The organism is Massilia sp. IC2-278 (assembly GCF_020708045.1).
In the GTDB taxonomy this organism is placed as follows: Bacteria; Pseudomonadota; Gammaproteobacteria; order Burkholderiales; family Burkholderiaceae_D; genus Telluria.
In genome coordinates, this window is sequence record NZ_JAJFES010000001.1 from 1,125,234 (window position 1) to 1,143,060 (window position 17,827).

Annotated in this window: 2 protein-coding genes (1 of these 2 running past the window's edge); both read right to left on the bottom strand. The window is 69.5% G+C overall.

Annotation, left to right across the window (positions count from 1 at the left end):
- On the bottom strand, positions 1-8,792 hold the 5' end (the start) of the coding sequence (locus tag LK540_RS04810; protein ID WP_229435888.1) for an LEPR-XLL domain-containing protein. The gene continues 25,693 nt to the left of window position 1, outside the view; the window shows 8,792 of its 34,485 coding nt (coding positions 1-8,792); the start codon lies at positions 8,790-8,792; its stop codon lies beyond the left edge, outside the window.
- 338 nt (positions 8,793-9,130) lie between these two features.
- A complete protein-coding gene (locus tag LK540_RS04815; RefSeq protein WP_229435889.1) occupies positions 9,131-17,824 on the bottom strand; it encodes an LEPR-XLL domain-containing protein in 8,694 nt (2,897 codons plus the stop codon).
- Between the last annotated feature and the right edge of the window lie 3 nt (positions 17,825-17,827).

The following is a 17,827-nucleotide window of genomic DNA, read 5'->3' on the forward strand; positions in this document are numbered from 1 at the left end:
ATCAGCGACAGCTGGCCGTCGCCGACCAGGGCCACGTACATGCCCTGCCAGTCCGGCTTGCCCGGCGGCGTGGCGGACACCACGTATTCGTTGTTTTCGAAGTGGACGGTGTCGCGGAACTGTTCCGGCACCGTGTAGACCACGTCCTTGCCGGTGGTGTTCAGGGTCAGCGCCAGCGCGGCGTCGAGCTTGATCGCGGCGCCCAGGTCGAGGTTGCGCGTCAGGTTCAGGCGCATCGCCACGCCGTCGGCGGTGACCGACAGCAGGCCGGTGGCGTGCGAGGACATCGACAGCCCGCCCGCGCCGATCGACGATTCGACGTCGGCGAAGATCACCAGGCCGGAAGCGCTGGCTTGGATGTCGAACACGCCGTCCATGCGCACCAGGCCGAACATGTCGAGCTTGGCCTGGCCCTGCACGCGCAGGTATTGTTCGCTGTAGTTCAGGACCACCGGCTCGAAGCCGTTGCCGGTCTCGATCGCGTAGCCCTTGTGCACGCCGCCGTCCGGGTCGGTCCAGCTGCTCTTCGAGAAGTCGATCGTGGTCAGGCCGAACGAGACGCCGGCGCCGCTGTACGACACGGCGCCGGTGGCGGCGTCGCGCGTGTAGCCGGTGTTGATGGTGGCGCGCAGGCCGGTGTTGATCTGCAGGACCAGGTCTTCCGCCTGCATGGTGGCGCCGTCGACGCCGACCAGGCCGACCATGTCGACGTCGGCATCGGTGGCGATGTACACGCCGACCTTCAGGCCGTCGAGGCCGATGACCAGTTCTTTCGCGACCACCAGGCCGAGGTCGAGGTCTTCGATCATCAGGCCGACGGCGCTCGTGTCCGGGGTGTCGGCTTCGTCGATGCGGCCGTCGCCGTTCGAATCCTGCCAGTAGCCGCCCACGCCGATGAAGCCGTAGGCGTCGTTGATGCCGATCGCCAGCGAGGTGACGGTCGTGGTTTCGCCGTTCGACAGCGTGACGGTTTCCGAGCCGCGCTTGGTAAAGGCCATCGAGGCCGACAGCTGGACGAAGCCGGCCAGGTCGATCTGGGCATAGCCCACTTTGGCCTGGATGATCTCGGTGTCGAAGTCGAGGATGACGGCGGTGTTGCCGCCGGTCGGCAGCGCGAAGCCGTTCGCGGCCAGCTTGCCGTCGCGGTCGAGGTCTTCGCCGGCGTCGAGCACGCCGTTGCCGTTCAGGTCTTCCGGCGAATCGCCGAAGGTCGACTGGAAGTTCACCGACGGCGGGCCGAACAGCTGCAGGGCCAGGTTGCCCGGGCCGCTCAGGCCCGGCACGTAGGCGGTATTGATGTTCACCGAAACGTCGTTCGCCTGGACCGACAGCAGCGACGGATCGACGCCCACCAGGCGCGCGGTGTCGACGTGGGCCTTGGCGGCCACGAACTTCGGCGTGAACTGTTCCGCGCCCGGGATCAGGCCGGCCAGGGTCGGGGTCATGATGGCCAGGCCGAAGTCGACGTTGTCGATCACCAGGCCGACCGCGCCTTCGTTGATGCTGTCGAGCAGGCCGTCGTTGTTGGCATCCTCGCCGTAGCGGTAAGGACCGCCGACGCCGGCGAACCCGGTCAGGTTGCTGCCGCCGATGGTCAGGAATTCCATCTCCAGCGGCATCGGCTGGCCCGGCACGTAGCCGCTGCTGGCCAGGCTGCCCAGGCCATCGCCCAGGTGTTCCAGGCCGCCGAGGTCGACGTCCACAATGTGGCGCTCGCCCTTGCGGAAGGCCAGCGAGCCGCGCAGGCTGAGGAATTCCGAAACCTGGATCTCGGCCAGGCCGATGTCCAGGCCGAGCAGGTCGTTGCCGCGGTTGGCGATGTAGACCGGGGTGCCGCCGGTCTTGACTTCGAAGCCGGCCGGGCGGCCGGTGAGCGGGTCGGCCTTGAAGCTGTCGGCGAAGTCGGCGGTCGAGCGCATCTTGCCGCCGAAGAGTTCACCGCCGCTGTTGACTTCGATGGTGATGTCCTGGGCCTTCAGCTTGATCACGTCGCCGAAGCCGTAGGTAGTCAGCTGGTCGGCGTGCGCGTAGAGCGAGAAGAAGTTCTTGGCCTTGAAGAAGTCCGGCAGGTCGGCCTTGAAGACGGACAGGCCGACGTCGATGCCTTCCATGCTGAAGCCGGTCAGGTCGTCGGCGTTCTGCAGGATCAGCTTGCCCGCGTTGTTCGGGTCTTCCACGTATTTCGGCGTGCCCAGGCCCACGTAGGCGTAAACGTTCGAGGCGCCGAACGACAGGCCCTTGAAGCCGACGTTGTCGATGCGCGAGTAATCGTCGGACACGTCGCCGATGAACTTCAGCATGTCGATCACCGAGCCGAAGCTCGATGGCAGCACGGCTTTCAGCGCGTCCTCGACCAGGCCGACTTCGGCCGGCAGGCCGGTGTACATGGTGCCGGTGAAGGTTTCGCCGACGTTCAGCTGGAAGTCGCCGGTCAGGTAGACGAAGTCGCCCAGGTTCAGGGTGATGTCCGGGAAGTCGATCGAACCGAACAGGTTCAGGCCGAAGTTCGGGTCGAAGCCGATCGACAGATCGAAGTTCTTGATGAAGTCGAGCGCGCCGCTCAGGAAGTCGAGGTTCGGCGAGAATTCCGGCAGCAGGTCGCCGATGCCCTTCAGGCTGATGGTCGGCAGGAAGCCCGGGATGGTCGGCAGGTTGAAGCTGAAGTCGAACGAGGCGTCGAAGTCGAACAGGTCGAACAGGCCGAGGTGGGCATCGAGGCCGATGCCGATGGTATTGCTGTCGAAGTCGAGCAGCATGCCTTCGCCGGCGCTGCCGGTCGGGACGAACAGGCCCTGCCCCGCCATCTCGGTGTAGTCGAGGTAGACGCTCGGGGCCGGCTTGCCGCCGACCGTGGCGGCGTTGATGTGGAACGAGACGTCGGTGGCCGCCAATGTCAGGAAGGGGTCGGTGCCGACCAGGCCGGCGCTGGCCGCATGCGCGGCCACGCTGTAGAACTTCACGCCCGGCATGTCCAGGCCTGGTGCGATCTGCGGGCTGACCAGGGCCAGCACGAAGTCGAGGTCTTCGATGGCCAGGCCGATGGCGTCGCCGTTCGTCGGGTCCTTCTCGTCGACCACGCCGTCGCGGTTGCTGTCGGTGCGGTACGGGCCGTTGATGCCGGCAAAGGCGTGCACGTTGGTGCCGGCCACGACCAGGGCGCTGCCCTGGCCGATGATCTCGGCGCCGAGAGCGTTGAAGCCGATGTTTTCCAGGGTCTTCTTCTGGAAGGCGAAGCCGCCTTCCAGGCTGAGGATGCCCGCCACGTTGGCGAAGGCATGGCCGACGTTGGCCTCGATGACCGCGTTGGCGAAGTCGATCACCATTGGGCTGGTGCCCGTGCCCGTTGCCACGCTGTAGCCGGCGGAGGTGCCGTTACGGGTGAAGTCGCCGATCAGGCCCTGGCGGTTCGACATGTTGATGCCGACGTTCAGGTCGTTCAGGTCGAACTCGATGAAGTCGCCGAAGCCGACGAAGTGGATGCCTTCGCCGTGCGCCTTGATCGCGGTGAACTTGGTGTCCTTCTGGACCAGCGGGTTGCTCAGGTCGAACTTGGTGTTCAGGATCGCGGCGCCGAAGTCGAAGTCGTCGATCACCAGGCCGGTGGCGCCTTCGTTGACGGCGTCCTTGTTGTCGATGCGGCCGTCGCCGTTGCTGTCGGTGCGGTATGGGCCGCCGACGCCGACAAAGGCTTGCAGGTTGCTGCCGCCGAGCTCCATGCTCGAGGCGCGCACGTTATCGAAGCGCACGCCGCCCACGGTGGCGGCCGAGACCAGGGTATCGTCGGCGCGGCGCAGCGCGAAGTTGCCGCTCACGTAAAGGAACTCCGAGACCTGCAGGGTCGCGTTGTTCAGGCTGGCGGACATGAAGGCGCCCGGACCGAAGTCCAGCACCACCGGCGCGTTGCCGGTTTTGATCTCGAGACCATCCTCGAAACTGGACGCGAAGTCGACCGTCGGGCGCTTGCCCGCCAGGCCGGACCAGCCGCTGCTCCAGTTCAGGGCGACTTCGATCTCCTTGCCCGACAGCTGGAAGTCGCTGCCGCCGCCGACGATGGCGAATTCGCCCGCGGTGGCCTTCATTGCCATCATCTGCGGCAGCTTCAGGCTGGTCGAGACGGCGTTCATGATGCTCAGGCCCACGTCGACGTCGCGCACGGCCACGCCATAGGTGTCGGCCTGCTCGGACAGCGGCACGCCGGACGCGAAGTCCGGGATGCCGTAGCCCATGAACAGGTTGACGTCGCTCATGCCGATGTTCAGCGTGTTCACCGACACGCCTTCGATGGTCGAGCCGTCTTCCGAGACCTTGGCGCCTTGCGCCTTCAGGCGCGCCAGCGTCGGGATCGAGGTCGCGTCGCTGTAGCGCAGGCCGGTGTCGATGTTGACGGTCTGGCGCTCGCCCTTCTCGAAGGCGAAGCCGCCCTGCAACCACACGAACTGGTCGATGCCGAGCGTGGCCTTGGCCACTTCGACGCCGGTGCGGCCGTCGGTGTAGTCGATCATGACCGGCGCGTTGCCGGTGGCGACGCGCAAGCCGGCGTCGCCGTAGGTGCTCTTGAAGTCGACGTAGGCGTTGACCTTGCTGCCGCCCCAGGCGGTGCCGCCGTTGGCGCGCACGCTGATGCCTTCGGCCGACAAGCTCAGGAAGTCCAGTCCGGTAAAGGCGACCGTGTCGGCGCTGGCCGACAGGGCCCACAGGCGCGGCACGATGCCGCGGCCGTCCTTGTAGACCACCAGGCCGAGGTCGATGTTGTCGAACACCAGGCCGACCGCGCCTTCGGCCGGCTCGTCCTGGCCCGCGACGAAGTACGGGCCGCTGCCGACGAACAGCTTGACGTCGGACATGCCCATGGTGAAGGAGCTCATCGACAGGTCGTTGATGCGCGTGAAGTCGTCCGGCGCCACCTGGCCCGAGAGGATCAGGTCCTTCAGCTTCAGGCCGCCCTCGACCGAGTGCGCGCCGAAGCCGGTGACCACGTCGACCAGCACGGATTCCGCCTTTTCCAGCGCGAAGCCGCCTTCGATGTAGAAGAAGTCGTCGAGGCGGACCAGCGCATGGCGTACCTCGACGCCGATCATCGAGCGCGTGAAGTCGAGCATCACGTCGTCGCCGCCGGTGTGCACGCCCAGGCCGCTCTCACCGAAGCTGGACTGGAAGTCGACGTAAGGATTGACCTTCAGGCCGGCCCAGTTGCTGCCCTTGTTCAGGGCCATGGTCAGGTCGTCGATCTCCAGCTGCATGAAGCCCCAGTTCGCATGCAGCGGCTGGGCCCAGTTGGCCTTCATCGCGTACATGTTCGGGATCACGCGCGCGGTGTCGACCTGGCGCGAGGCGTGCATCATGACGAAGCCGACGTCGATGTCGTCGATCGTGAACAGCGGGTCGCCGGCATTCCCGACCACGATGTGCACGTTCGAGGCGCCGAAGCTGATCATGTCGACCGGCAGGTCGGTGAAGGTGCTGTTGTCGGCCGACAGGTAGCCGTCGACCTTGAACTTCGCCAGCTGGCTGTTCAGGCCGGCCGCGGTGCCGGTCAGCAGCGACGGCAGGCCGGTCATCACGTCGACCTCGATGCCCTTCGTTTTCTCGAAGGCGAAGTCGCCGCTGATCTGGAACATGTCGCCGACGTTCAGCAGCGCGTTTTCCAGGGTCACGCCGATCACGGCGGTGCTGTAGTTGATGACGATCGGGTTGCCGGCGGCGACCGGAATCTCCAGGCCGCCCTCGAAGCTGGTCGAGAAGTCGACGTAAGGATGGATCAGGTTCGGCGAACCCTTCCAGGCGCCGCCCTGGTTCACGTCCAGGTGCAGTTCGTCGATCGTGAACTTGAACAGGTCCATGTCGACGTTGATCGGCGCATGCCAGTCGAGGCGCATGGCGAAGAAGTTCGGCAGCAGGCCGGCCGGGTCGGCGCCGCGCGTGGTGTTCATCATCACCAGGCCGACGTCGATGTCGTCCAGGGTGAAGCCGAGGCGCTCGTCATTCAGACTTTCGTCGGCATCGAACAGGCCGTTGTTGTTGGCGTCGATGAAGTACGGGCCCAGGCCCACGAAGATGTCGACGTCGGTGGCGCTCAGCAGCAGGCTGGCGACCTGGATGCCTTCGATGCGCTTGCGGTCTTCGGTCAGGCCGTCCATCGCCGCCAGGGCCGACAGCACCGGGTCGGTGTCCAGGGCCAGGCCGTTCGGCAGGCCGGTGACCACGTCGACGGAGGCGGTGCCGTTCTTTTCCAGGTACAGGCTGCCGCTGATGTAGATGTAGTCCGAGATCGCCAGCGTCGCGCGGCCGATCGAGACCGCCGTCAGTGCGCCTTTCGCGCCGTCGAAATCGAGTTCGACTTCCTCGCCCGGGGCGGTCGCCACGTTCACGGCCTTGGCGCCGAAGTCGATCACCGGGCTGCCCACGACGTTGGCCTGGTTGTATTCGACCACGATGTCGGAAGCGGCCAGGGTGAATGCGTCGAGGCCGACGAAGCCGGCGCTGTCGGCAGTGGCCTTCAGCGCGGTCCAGCTGACCTGCGGCAGGCCCTTCTTGCTGATCAGGGCCAGGGCCAGGTCGACGTTCTCGATCTTCACACCGAGTTCATCGCTGCTGCCGCCTTCCACGCCCGCGAACAGGTTCGCCTGCGAGGCGCCGACGGTCAGCATGTCGACCGTGACTTCGGTGCCGGCTTCGTCGGCCAGCTTGACCTTCTCGCCGGCGGTGCGGCGCACCACGAAGCTGCCGCTGGCCTGCACGAAGCCGCCCACGTTCAGGCTGGCGCCGCCGACGGCCACTTCCTTCAGGCCGGCCATCAGGCCGGCGCCGAAGGCGTAATCGAGGCCGCCCACGTTGAGGGCGACGACGCCCGCGTTCTTGTTGGTGTCGTTCCAGCGCAGGGCGACGGTGTCGGCCACCAGCGAGACGTTGCTGCCGAGGTGGGCGTCGAGGGCGCCGCGCGCTTCCAGCACGGTGCCGCTCGTGCCGAGGCGCATGCCGAGTTCCGCGCCGGCCACGCCGACGATGTAGTTGCCCGCGCCGATGCTGGCGCTCGCGTTGCGCGCCACCACGTCCAGGGTGTTGCCGTCGGCGCTGTTGGCAAAGCCGAAGTCGCCGGCCAGCGATACCGCGCCCTCGCCCAGCGAGGCGTGGAAGCCGATCACGTTCGCCTGCAGGCCGAGGTTCGCCTTCAGGCTGCCGAAGGTGTAGCCGAAGCCGGCGAAGTCGATCGCGCGGCCGCTCATGTCGGCCGCCAGGGTATTCACGCGCACGCTGGCGCTGTCGGCGCCGATGTCGGCGAAGCTGCCGCCGGTGAGGCTCAGGCCACCCGAGGCTTCGAAGGCATAGCCGTGCGCGCCCAGCACCAGGCCGAAGGAGCCGCCGGTGACGCCCACGGCAAAGCCGCCGGCGCCGAAGCCGGCATTCACGGCGTCGCCGGCGATGACGATCTCGTCGGCCGTCACCGACAGGCCGATGCGGGCCGAGATGTCGAGGCCGCCCAGGTTCAGCTGGGCCTGGCCCGAGAGCACCGTGTATTCGCCGGCGCTGCCGTCGCTGCCGAAGGTAAAGCCGCCGGCCGTCAGCGGCGCGCCGGACAAGTCGAGCGTGGTGTGGTTCGCGAGACCGCCCGGCAGCGTGCCGATGCCGTAGCTCAGGTCGAAGGCGAGGTCGTTCGCGGCCAGCGTCAGGCCGGGCACGCCGACCATGCCGACGCTGCCGATCACGCCGTGGCCGAGCACCCAGCCGTAGTCGCCACCGTTCGCAGGCTCGACGAACGCGAAGCCGACGTCGGCGTCGTGCAGCGCCACGCCGAGCGCGCCCGGGGTGCCGGCCGGACCGCCGATGCCGAGGAAGCCTTCGGCGTCGTTCAAGCCGATCAGCCACATGTGGGTGGCCATGGCCTGGCCGGTGACCGGATTGAGCGTGCTGCCGTCGGCGTAGTCGATGGTCAGCGTGCCGTCGAGGTAAAGATTGCCGCCCAGGTTCAGGCTGGCGTGGAAGGACAGCGGCGGGATGCTCGGGAAGTAGTCGTTGTTCAGGAAGTAGCCGACGCCGTCGGCCGCGTCGCCGCCGACCGTGTCGATCATGGCCCCGGTGAGCGGGTCGAGCACGTGGGTGACCAGCTTGAGCGAGTGGGCGTCCTGCACCAGCTCGAAGAAGATGTCGTCGCCGGCCTGCACCAGGCCGGTGGCCAGCTCGAACTTGCCGCTGACGGTATCGAAGTGCATGAACTCGAAGACCTGGCCGTCGACCGGCTTGAAGTCGCCGGTCAGGCTCACTTCGAGCTTGCCCGCCAGCGTGGCGTGCGACATGTTGATCTGGTCGTAGCCGCTGCCCGGTTCCAGGCCGCCGATCTCGATCTGCAGCGTGCCGTTGCTGGTCTGGGTGTAGGAATCGACGGTCTGCATGCCCGGCGAATAACCGGGAGCGACGATGCCGTTGTTCAGCACCGAGACGTTCACGGTGCCGCTGCCCTTCAGGATGTCGTTGGCGGCCACGGTGAAGGTGTCGCCCGGCGTGCCGGGCTGGCGCGCCAGCTCGGCCAGGTCGACGATGTGGCGGTCGGGCGCCACCGCGGCGGTTCCGGCACCGGCGCCGGCGTAGGCCTGGTCGGCCATGACGTGGCTGAGCGCGAGCGCGCCGCTCGTCATGTAGTCGTTGTTCGGCGCCGCGTGGACCACGGCGTCGGGCACGATCAGCGCAGCCGAGCCGAGGATGGGATCGGCGGACAGCAGGACCCTGGGTTCCAGGGCTTCAACACGAAATGCGTCACGAAGTTTGCTAACGACCTGCTTTTTGGAGAACTGTTTCATGTTGAATTTTTTGTTTGCTGTCTGTCTCGATCGCCCTGTCACCTGACCGGTGCGACGCTTCTTGTCTTTATTGCCAGAACGCTAGACGCAATTCTGCAAAGTAAGCACAAGAGGCGTATCGTAGCTGATATGGGCGGGCAATAATTTCTAAAGTTCAATTATTGTTGGTGGAGCGATGCAAAGCGCGCTGTTTGACGAAAGAAAACAACATAGGTGAAACGGCCGCGCACGACGGGTTGACAGAACTGTTTCCCAGACGAAAAAACGGCCGGGTCTGCATTGCGCAGCCCGGCCGTTTTCTGTGCCGAATCGGGTTGTAAGTCGGCTTGTGAGCCGGCTTACAACACCAGGTCTTCCAGCCAGAATTCCAGCAGCGGCAAAGCGGCGCCCTCGCCCGCCGCCAGGCCCTCGGCGCCGGCCACCAGCAGGCCGCCGCCGGCGGTGGCCACCTGCCCCGCCGTCGCCAGGTACTGGGCCGTGCCGCTTGCCGCGGCAGTGCGCAGCGCGGCGTCGAAGTACGGCGTCGCGGCCAGGGCCGGCGCCAGCGAGGCCGGCAGCAGCGGCAGCGCCAGGGTCGGGTCTTCGGTATGGCGCACGGTTTCGCCGACGGCAATCGCCGCTTCGTACATGGTGGCGCCGTCGAGCACATAGAAGTGGGTACGGCCGTCCGGGCCCGTATCCTGCACCACGATGCCGCGCGGCGCCTCCACGAACAGCGATGGCGACTGCACCTCGATTGCGTTGCCCATGCCCAGCTGCGGACCCATTCGGTACAGGGCCACGGTGTCGGCCACGATGTTCACCGCATTGTCGCCTGCCGCGTCCAGGATCACGCCGCCGCTTCGCACCACGACATGCTTGCCCTCGACGCCTGCCAGCACCAGGTTGCCGGCCGCTTGCGCGGTGACGGCGCCGGTGCCGCTCAGGACCGTGCCGGCATCCATCTGCACGCCGCCGTTCGCGCTGTAGACCACGACCGCGCCGCGCACGGCGGACACGCTGTCGTGCAGGACCACGCCGTCGCGGCCGTCGAGCACCAGGCCGTTGGCGGCCACCAGGCTGCCCGCGCTGGCCTCGACCACGACCGTGCTGCCGAAGACCTGCAGCGGCGCATTTGAGAGAGCAGCGAAGTCGGTGGCCACGATGCTGACCTTGCCGGCATCCGCGGCCGCGTGGCCGTCCGTACCCTGCACGCCGATCACCAGCCCCGCTGCGCCGGACAGGTGCCCCAGCATGCTGTCGGTGATGCTGAAGGCGCCATCTGTGCCGCTGCCGCCGACCACGATGTCGCGGCTGGCGTCGCCCGGGCGCAGCTGGACGATGCCCGCACCCTGCACGTCGCCGTTGATGACCAGGGTGTCGGCCTCGATGACGAACTCGCCGGCCTCGCCGCTCAGGACGATGTCGCCGATGATCACCTGGCTGGCGCCGCGGATCACCAGCGAACCGCCTGTGATGTGCAGCGCGCCGTCGAAGCGCACCACGCCGGTGGCGTTGACGATGACGTCGCCGTTCACGCTCACGTCCTGGGCAAAGCGCACGTCGTGCGCATCGCGCACCGCCAGCCCGGCCAGCGCGCCGTTCGCACCGACCGCGCCCTGCACCAGCACGTTGTCGCCGCCCGCCGCCAGCACCAGGCTGGCGCTCGTTTCGAATGCATCGATGCCCTGGGCGAAGACCATGTCGCCGCCCGGCGCGCCGCCGTTGCCGCCGGCGATGGTGACCGCGTCGGCCAGCGCCAACGGGCCGCGCACGTCCAGGCCTTCGGCCGCCAGGCTGCCGGTCAGGAAGATGCTGCTCCCAGGGCCGGACGCGTCCAACACCAGGCTGTCGCGGAACACAACCGCACTGGCACTGCCGTCGATGTGGATGACCTGGCCCGGGGCCGCGGCGCCGCCGCCGACGACCACCCGGTCGAAGCCGCCGGCCAGGTTCGCCAGCAGCGCCGGCGACAGGTACAGGCCGCCGTTGCCGAAGCCGCTGCCGCCGAGGCGCACGTCGTGCGCCGGGTTGGCCGGGCGGATCGCCAGCGTGCCGCCCTGGCCGGCCAGGGGCTGGTCGATCTGCAGTTGGTCGCCGACCAGTTCCAGGTCCTGGCCCGCGCCGACCTGCTGCGCCTGGCCAAACACCACCGTGCCGGTGGCCGCGACCAGCGAGGTGCTGCCGCCCGCCGCCGTCACGCCGACCAGCGCCGCATCCGCCAGCGCGTTCACGGTGCCGTCGGCGCCGATGCGTCCCACCGTTACCGCCACGCCGGCCGCCGGCACGCTCAGGCCATCGCTGTCGACGATGGCGATCGCGCCGCTGCTGCTGGCAGCGGCCAGCGAGGCCACCGTGGTCTCGATGGCGTTGCCGCCGCCGATGCCCGTGCCGGCCGTCATGCGCAGCGCGCCCGCCTTGACGTTCACGGTCTGCACCGTGTTCGCCGACTCGGCATCGACGATCGCGCCGCCCGCCGCCAGGCTCACGCCGCCAGTGCCGGCATCGAGCAGGCCGACGGCGATGTCGCCGCCCGCCGCATAGCGCAGACTGGATGCGCTGCTGCTGCCGCTCTGCATGGCGATGTCGGCGCCGGCCGCCAGTTCGATGCTCTGGCCGGCCGCCAGCGCGCGCAGGTCGGCGTTCTGGACGATGCTGTTGCCGGCGCCGAGGCTGATGCTGCCGGCGACGGAACTCACGGCCGCATCCAGCACCAGGTCGGCGCTGCCGGCCGCCAGCAGCAGGTTGCCCGCCGCCGTGACGACGCGTTCCACGGCGATGGCGCCGGTCGATGTCAGCACCAGCGCGCCGCTCGAGCTCACGCCCGACAGCGCCGCATCGGCCACGGCCGACGTGCCGCCATCCGCGCCCACGCGGCGCACGCCGATCTCGGCCAGCGCGCCAAGGGTGATGGCGCCCGCCTGCTCGGCGAAGAAGCCGCCGCTGCCGCCGACGTTCGCCGCCAGGCTGCCCACCGCCGTCTGGATACGTGCGCCAGGCGCGCCGAATCCGGCGTTCGCGCCGCTCACCGACACGCGCAGCGCCGCCGCCGTGACGTCGGTCTCGCTGCCGCCCGCATCGAGGATGCCGGTGGCGGCCAGGCTGACGTCGCCGCCGGTCACGATCGAACCCAGCGTCATCGTCGTGCCGGCCATCACGCGCACGTTGGCGCCGGCGCGGATCGCCGTGCCGTTGTCCATGTTGATGGCGCGCGCCGCCTGCAAATCGACCGTGCCGGCGCCGCCGGTCACGATGTCGGCCTTTTGCGCGATGTTGCCGCCGCTGGTGAGCGTGAGCGCACCGCCGCCGGCATCGACCTTCGCATTCAGCACCATGCCGCCGCCGGCCGCCTGCAGCAGCAGGTTGCCGCCGTTCGAATTGACGCTGTCGTTGACGACCAGGCTGGCGCCGTTCGACACCAGCACCACGTTGCCGCCCTGGGCCGCTACGCCGTTCTGCGCGGCGTTGGTGGTGGCCGCCGCCGCGCCGCTGGCGCCGACGCGGTTCACCTGCACCGTCACGCCGGCCAGGGTCAGCGCATTCGTCTCCACCAGGTAGACGCCGCCGGCACCGGCCTGCGCCGTGGCGATGACGACGTTGCTCTCGATGGCATTCGTACCGCTGCCGATCGCGTTCCCGGCGCGCAGCTGCAGGCCGCCGGCGACGATGTCGACCGCGCTGTCGCCGGCCGCGTCGCCGTCGACGATGCTGCCGCCGGTTGCCGTGATGCCGACGTTCGCCGTGCCGGCGTTCAGGCTCGATACCGTGACGCCGGCGCCGGCGGCCAGCAGGATGTTGCCGTTGGCGGTGGCGCTGCTTGCCGACTGGCCCATCAGGATGTCGCGGCCGGCGCGCAGCTCGAGGCTCTTGCCGGCGGCGGTCGTGTTGATGCCGACGTTCTGCAGCAGGTCGCGTCCGGCCACCAGGCTGCTGTTGCCGCCGCTGTTGCTCACGGCCGCGTCGAGCGCGAGGTCGGCGCCTGCGCCGCCTGCGGCCAGCAGCAGGTTGCCGGCCGCGCTCACCTGCTGGCCGAGCGCGATTCCGCCATCGGCCGTGGCCAGCACCAGGTTGCCGCCCGAGACCAGGCCGCTCAGGGCCTGGTCGTTCACGGTGGAGAGCCTGCCGTCGACGCCGACCCGCGCCACCGAGCCGGCGCCGGCATCGATCACCAGGGCGTCGGCTTCGTCGAGGTACAGCCCGCCGCCCCCGGCGCTGGCTGCCAGGCGGCCGACCGCCAGCTGCAGGTGGGACGCGCCGCTGCCGGCGCCGTTCGTCGCCGCGATGCGCAGCGTGGCCGCGCGCACGTCGACGTCGGTGCTGCCCGAGTCGACGATGGTCCCGGCCACCAGGCTGACGCCGGCGCCGCTGCCGATCGCGCCGAGCGCCAGCGTGCCGCCGGTGGCGTAGCGCACGTTGCCGCTGGCGTTCGCCTGCACGCCGTCGTCCATGGCGATGCCACTGCTCGCCTCGACGTCGATGCTGGCGCCGGCGATGCCCGCCTTCTGGACGATGGCGCCGCCCGCCTGCAGGGACAGGGCGCCGCCGCCGCTGGTCACCGCGCCGTTCACGGCCAGGTCGCCCGCGGCCTTCAGCAGCACGTTGCCGCCGGCGCTGGCCACGTTCGCATTCACGGTCATGGCGCCGCCGGCGGCCAGCACCAGGTTGCCGGCACGCGTGACAGCCATGCCCGACTGGCTGGCCACCGTGGTGGCGGTGGCCGCACCGGCCGCATCGACGCGGTTGACCTGCACGCTGACGCTGCCGATCTCGACGGCGTCGGATTCCTGCAGGTAGATCCAGCCCAGGTTCGATTCGGCGCTGAGGGTGCCGACCCGGGTTTCGAGGGCGTTCGCGCTGGCGGCAATCGCCGCGCCGGCACGCATCTGCAGGGCGCCGGCGACGATGTCGACGTGGTTGTCGCCATAGGCGTCGGCGTCGAGGATGTAGCCGCCGGCATTGATGGCGACCGCGCCGCTGCCGGCGTCCAGCAGGCCGACCACGACCGTGCCGCCGCCCTGCAGCGAAATGCCGCCGCCGATGGTGGCCACGCTGGCGTCCTGCGTCATCACGATGAGGCCGAGGGCGATCATGTCGACGCTCTGGCCGGCCGCCGTGGCCGACACGGCGGCGTCCTGGTGGATCGCGCCGGCGGACTGCAGGCTGATGTTGCCGGTGGCGCCCAGCGTGGTCACGGCGGCGCCCAGCGTCAGGTCGCCGCCGGCGCCGAGCACCAGGTTGGCCCCGGCACTGACGGCGCTGCCGGCCATGCCGGTCAGTGCCCCGCCGGCCTGCAGCACCAGCGTGCCGCTGCTGGCCAGGCCGGCCTGGGCGGCGTCGACGCGCTGTTCGGCGTCCAGGCCGCCCCGGGCCAGCACGCGGTCCACGGCCACCGGGCCGGTGCCGTCGAGCGCCAGCACGCCGGCTTCGCGCAGGAACATGCCGGCGCCGCGTGCGCTCAGCACGGCCGCTTCGGTGTCGAAGGCGTTACCGGCCGCGCCGATCGCGCCCAGCGCCTCCAGGCGCAGCGCGCGTGCATACACGTCGATGGCGTCGCTGGCTTCTGGCGTGTCGGCAATCGCCGCGCCGCTGACGATGCTGACCGCGCCCCAGCCGGCCTGGCCGGCCAGGCTGTCGCCCAGGCGGTCGGCGTTCGAGCGGGCGTCGACCAGGCCCACCGTGACGCCGGCCGCAGCGGCGACGCGGATGTTCCGGGCGTCGGTTGCCAGGCGCGCGCCGTCGTTCATCAGTACCGCGCCGGCGCCCGAGGCCAGCTCGATGGTGCCGCCTTCGCTCACCACCTGGGCCTGGCTTGACGCGGTGATGTCGCCGCCGGCCAGTACGGTGATGCTGCCGCCCTGCGCCGCCACCATCGCGTTCAGCGCCAGCGTCCCAGAGGCGTCGATGCGCACGTGGCCGCCGTTGGCGTTGACCGAGCCGGCCACGACCAGGCTGGCGCCGCCGAGCAGCAGGTCGCCGCCGGCGGACAGGCCCGCCAGCGCGCCGCTATCGATTGCATCCTGCAGGCCGGCATTGGCGTCGACGCGGTTCACGCGCACGGCCGCCACCTGGCCGACCGTGGCGTTGCCGCCGGCTGCCACCTGGGCGGCGCCGCCGGCCGCAAAGGCCAGCGCGCCGGCCTGCACCTCGAGCGCATCGGCAGCGCTGCCGATGCCGGCGCCGGCCTGCATGCGCAGCGCGCCGGCCGTGACGTTTGTGCCGGGCGCGGCATCGTCGGCCTGGGCGTCGAGGATCGCGCCCGAGGCGCGCAGCGACACCGCCGCCGTGCCGGCGTCGAGCACGCCGAGGGCCAGGTCGCCACCGAGGGCGCCGATGCGCATGTTGCCGTTGCTGGTCACCAGGCGCGCCTGCCCTTCGAGCGCAACGGCGCCATCGGCCTGCAGGTCGAGCGTGCGCCCGGCGCCGCGCGCCTCGATGCGCGGCGCGCTGCCGGCCGCGCCATCGTCGATGACGATCGCGTCGGCCGAGAGAATGCTGATGTTCCCGTTCGTGCTGGCGACGCCGGCGCGGATGACGATGTCGGCCGCCGTGCCTTCGCCAGCTTCGCCGGTTTTCAGCAGCACGTTGCCGCCGGCGCCGATGGCGTCGATCGCGCCGTCCACGGCGATGCCGCCGTCGAGCGTGGTGACGACCAGGTTGCTGCCGCTGCCGCCGACGCTGGCGCCGAGGATGCGCAGCGCGGTCGCTTCGCGCAGCTGTACGTTGCCGGCCGTATTGTTGCTGAGGGTGACCGCGGCCACGCGCGTTTGCAGCGCATTGCCGCTGCCGATGCCGGTTGCGGCCGACAGCGCCGCCGCCGCGGTGTCGCCGTCCAGGTTCAGGCCATCGCCCAGCAGGCCGTCGACGATCGCGCCGGCGTTCGAGCGCACGGTCATCGCGCCGTCGGCGGCCAGCGTCGACAGCGTGATCGTGCCGCCCGCCACCAGGCTGACGGCGCCGCTATCGGCCAGCGGGTGGAGCGAGGCGACGCGGGTGCCGCTGTCCATGAAGATGGTGGTGGCAGCGTTCAGCGACACCAGGCCGCCGTTCGAGACGATGTCGCGCGACAGCGCGATGTTGGCGCTGTTCGAAGTCAAGGCCACGCCGCCGGCGCCGTTGTCGGTGATGCCGGCAGCCTGCAGCGCGATGCGCCCGTCGGACGCCAGCGCGATGGCGCCGCCGGAGGCCGAGATGGCGCGGTTCACCAGGATCTGGCTGCCGCTGCCGCCGGCGCTCAGGCTGATGCCGCCGGCGCCGACGGTGGAGACGCCGCTGCCGGCGCCGTCGATGCCGAGGTTGCCGGCACTCGTGGACAGCACGATGTTGTCGCCGGCAAGGCCGGTCTGGCTGACGCCGTCCACGCGCAGGGTGCCGCCGATGCCGCTCGCGGCGTCGCGCGCCAGGTTGTTGACCACGATGTCGCCGTCGCCGGTGTTTACCACCGTGATGCTGTTCACCTGGGCGAACGGCAGGCGCACGCCGGCGCCCGCATGCACCTGCAGGTCGAGCGCGCGCAGCGGCTCGCTCGACAGGTTATCGAGGTTGCTGGCCGCATTCGCCTGGACCACGGCGCCGTTCTGCGCCCACAGCGCGATGTTGCTGTTGTGGGCCTCGACCTGATTGTAGATCGAGATGCCGTTCCAGGCGTCGAGCTTGATGTCGCCGTTGACCAGGAACTGGTAGGCGGGATTGGCGAAGTCCTCGACCACGATGCTGCCGCCGTAGACTTCGAGCGCGCTGCGGAAGGTGTACTGCTGCGGCGTCTGGACGGCGCCGATGCGCACCGTGCCGGCCAGGTCGTCGGCATGGGCGCCGGCCAGGTAGCCGTTGACGGCGCCTTCCTGGCGGCCGATGACGATCTTGCTGAAAGTCGAGGCGAAGGTCGCGATCTCCGCATTGTCGATGTTCAGCAGCGCCGAACTCTCCAGCGGCGGGCCGCCGACCTCGATGCCCAGGCCCACAGTGGCGGGGCGCAGGCTCAGCATGCCGGTGCCGATGACCGCGCTCTCGCCGGTCTGGAAGTTGATCTCGTTCCCTTCCAGGAAGATGTCGCCGCCGCCGTCGACCGTCACGCCACCCTTGAACACCACCAGGTTGGCGCCGGTGACGCGGAAGAAGCCGCTGGTCAGGTGCACCGACTGCTCGAAGGTGACGGTGCCGCTGGCATGGATGTCGAAGTTGCCGTTGACCGTGACCTCGCCCTTGAAGGTGACGTTGTTGGCCTGGGTGATGGTGAAGCCTTCGAGCGCGTCGGTATTGCCGACGGTACCGGTGACCAGGATGTTGCCGGTGGCCGAAAGCTGCAGCAGATCGTCGGGATCGAGGCCGTCGCCGTTCAGGGAATGGGCCGAGGAGCCGCCGATCTGGATGTCGCCGCCGGTGGCCGTCAGCGCGATCGTGTGGTTGGTGGCGGTGGCGCCGTCGATCTTCACCGAGTCGTTGATGTAGGCGAAAGCGGTGTTGATGCTGCTGGCGCTGATCGTGGTGGTATGGCCCGAACCGGTGATGCTCAGGCCGGCGTCGCCGGCCAGCACCAGGTTCTGGGCGATGGCGATCTCGCCGCCGGCCTGGGGATTGAGCAGCACCAGCGTATCGTCCAGCACCAGGTTGCCGCCGTTGGCGGCATCGCCGACGACGATCTGGGCATTGCTGCCAGCATGGCCGAGCACGATGCGGTTGTCGCCGTCGCGGTACTGGCCCAGGTTGTCCTGGTTCAGGTAAAGCGTGTCGGGCTGCACGGCGGCGTCCGCCGCGCTGGTGTAGCTGGCCGCGGTGGCCGCGGTGGCCAGGGCCGCCAGGCTGGCCAGGTGCGGGTCGGGGGCCTGCGCGACCGGAACCGCCGGCAGTGCGGCGCCCGGCTCGCCTGCAGGCGCGGCGCCCAGGGCGTGCACGGCGCGGTCGGACGCATCGGCGTCGTGCGCCAGCAGGTCCGGCGCCAGCAGCGCGGCCTGGCCGAGGATGGGGTCGGCGGACAGCAGGACCCGGGATTCGAGGGCTTCGACACGGAATGCGTCACGAAGTTTGCTAACGATCTGCTTTTTGGAAACCTGTTTCATGTC

What these genes read in the sequence shown, in the direction of transcription:
- LK540_RS04815 (WP_229435889.1), bottom strand. Translation starts at nt 17,824, where the DNA reads ATGAAACAGGTTTCCAAAAAGCAGATCGTTAGCAAACTTCGTGACGCA.